This window comes from Flavobacterium sp. XGLA_31, assembly GCF_051547105.1.
GTDB lineage: Bacteria > Bacteroidota > Bacteroidia > Flavobacteriales > Flavobacteriaceae > Flavobacterium.
Genome location: NZ_JBPTTM010000014.1, coordinates 1 through 2,955 on the forward strand (window position 1 = coordinate 1; position 2,955 = coordinate 2,955).

Annotated in this window: 2 protein-coding genes; both read left to right on the forward strand. The window is 41.3% G+C overall.

Going from position 1 to position 2,955, the window contains the following annotated elements; all coding sequences use genetic code 11:
* Nucleotides 1–28: 28 nt before the first annotated feature.
* Nucleotides 29–940, forward strand: a complete 912-nt coding sequence (locus tag ACSVH6_RS13535; protein ID WP_438079390.1) for a PorP/SprF family type IX secretion system membrane protein — start codon at nucleotides 29–31, stop codon at nucleotides 938–940.
* 19 nt (nucleotides 941–959) lie between these two features.
* Nucleotides 960–2,903, forward strand: coding sequence for an OmpA family protein (locus ACSVH6_RS13540; RefSeq protein WP_438079392.1), 1,944 nt, complete (start codon nucleotides 960–962; stop codon nucleotides 2,901–2,903).
* Nucleotides 2,904–2,955: the final 52 nt, after the last annotated feature.

Sequence of the window (2,955 nt, forward strand, 5' to 3'; positions counted from 1 at the left end):
TTAATCCTCAGGGTTTAAAAATAAAATTATGAGAACAAAAATTTTACTTTTCGCCCTGATGATAACGGGTTGCTCGGCCCTTGCCCAACAAGATGCACAGTACACCCAATACATGTACAACACCATCAACATCAATCCCGCTTATGCCGGGTCCAGAGGAGTTATGAGTATCTTCGGTCTGCACCGTACCCAATGGGTAGGACTTGAAGGAGCTCCCACTACCAATGCCTTTTCCATTAATACCCCCATCAATAACAGCAATTTGGGTGTCGGTTTATCGGTTGTTAATGATAAAATCGGGCCAACCAATACCAATGATATTTCTGCCGATGTATCTTATACAATACAAACCTCTGAAACCTTTAAACTGTCCTTTGGAGTAAAAGCCTCTGCCAATATCTTCAGTTTAGACCGTGATAAATTAAATCCTGTTGACCCTGCTGATGACCACCTGCAACAAATCAACAGTGAAATATCCCCTAACCTGGGTGCCGGAATTTATCTTCACTCCGACAAATTATACCTTGGAATTTCAGTTCCCAACTTCCTGCAGGATAAAAAATACAGCGATAATGATTATGCCGTATTTCAGGAACGTATGAACTTTTATGCCATCGGAGGATACGTTTTTGAGTTTTCCCCTTCCGTGAAATTCAAGCCCGCTTTCTTAACCAAAATCGTAACCGGTTCTCCTCTTCAATTAGACGTCTCTGGAAACTTCTTATTCTTTGACAAACTCATGCTCGGTGGAGCCTACCGTTGGGATGCCGCCGCCAGTGCTTTGGCCGGATTCCAAATAACAGACGGATTGTTTGTAGGGTATTCCTATGATATGGAAACTACCCGTTTAAAACATTATAACTCAGGTTCTCACGAGGTATTCTTACGCTTTGAACTATTCAGTAAAGTCAATAAAATGGTATCACCTAGATTCTTCTAATAATACAAACTGTCCTGTCATGAAAAACAAAATTATATACTTAGCCCTTATAGCCTTCTCTTGTCTGAGTGGCTATGCCCAGAGTAAATCAGAAGTAAGAGGAGATAAAGAATACGGTAAATATGCCTATATCGATGCCATCAAAACCTATGAACGTATTTACCAAAAAGGGTACAAGTCCCCCGATATGCTGCTCAAACTCGGAAATGCCTATTATTTCAATGCCGATTTAGAAAAAGCAAACAAATACTACGAAGAACTTTACGCGGCCAATCCTGAGCAGGATGCCGAATTTTATTACCGCTATGCTCAGTCACTAAGAGCCGTTAAGGACAATGTAAAAGCCAATCAAATGATGGCGCAATTTGCCCAAAAAAGCGGCAATGATGCCAGGGCCAAACTCTACAGCAAAAACAGAGATTACATGGCCGAAATCAAACAAAACTCCGGCCGTTACAAAATTGAAAATGCCGGAATCAATTCCAAATATTCTGACTACGGTCCTGCTTTTATGGGAACCAAAGTCATCTTTTCTTCTGCCCGTGACACCGGGAATTTCTCCAAAAGAATCCACACTTGGACCGGACAGCACTTTACCAATTTGTACAGTGCCAACATGGGAGAAGACGGATCGCTTTCGGCTGTGGATAAATTCGGTAAACAAATCAATACTAAATTTCACGAAGATACTCCCGCCTTTACCAAAGACGGAAAAACTGCTTATTTCACCCGTAACAACTACCTGGACGGAAGAGGATTTGATGCGGCTAAAGTAACACTACTCAAAATCTACAAAGCCACTTTGGACAAAGACGGAAACTGGACTAACATCACTCCGCTGCCTTTTAACAGCGACAGTTATCAAACCGCTCACCCTGCACTTTCAGCGGATGAGAAAATGATGTACTTCGCTTCAGATATGCCCGGAACTCACGGACAGTCGGATTTGTACCGCGTCAAAATAAACGAGGATGGTTCCTTCGGAACTCCTGAAAACTTAGGTGATGCCATCAACACCGAAGGACGTGAAACCTATCCGTTCTTAAACGAAGACAATGAACTCTACTTTGCCTCTGACGGACAACCCGGACTTGGTGGATTGGATATTTTCATTACCAAAATCCCAAAAGACGGTTCGCTGAATTTCAAACAAGTTTTAAACGTAGGAGAAGAAGCCAACGGACAGAAAGATGATTTTGCTTTAATTATCAATTCCAAAACCAAAAAAGGGTTCTTAAGCTCTAACCGTGACGGTGGACAGGGAAGCGATGATATTTACAAATTTGTGGAAACCAGACCCATTTGGTGTGAACAAATACTTTTAGGGACTGTAACCGATTTAGACACCAAAGCCATACTGCCGGGAGCCAAACTTATTCTCTTTGACAGCAGCTTCAAACAATTGGCCGAAACTACTTCCGATGCTCAGGGGAAATACGAATTCAAAGATGTGGAATGCGGCGAGAAATACTATGTAAGAGCTTCTTTAGAAACTTACAACACCAAAGAATCTCCGGTTATTATCGATAAAAAATCAGGGCAAACCGAACTCAATATCGAGTTGGAAAAAATTGCCAAACCCATCCCGATTGGTGGCGACTTAGCCGATGTATTTGGTATCAACCTAATTTATTTTGATTTGGACAAATGGAATATCCGTCCGGATGCAGCTATCGATTTGGCTAAAATCTTAGATGTATTAGAACAATATCCAACTATGAAAATCGATATCCGTTCTCATACCGATAGTCGTGCCACTGCAGCCTACAACATGAAATTATCTGATCGTAGAGCCAAATCAACAAGAGACTGGTTAATTAACCACGGCATCAAAGCAAACCGATTAACTGCCAAAGGATACGGAGAATCACAACTCGTAAACAAATGTGCCGATGGTGTTCAATGTACAGAAGCAGAACACCAACTCAACAGAAGAAGTCAGTTCATTATTACTGCTCTCTAAAAAAACACATAATCAAATACTAAAAAGCTCCTCATTTAGAGGAGCTTTTTTT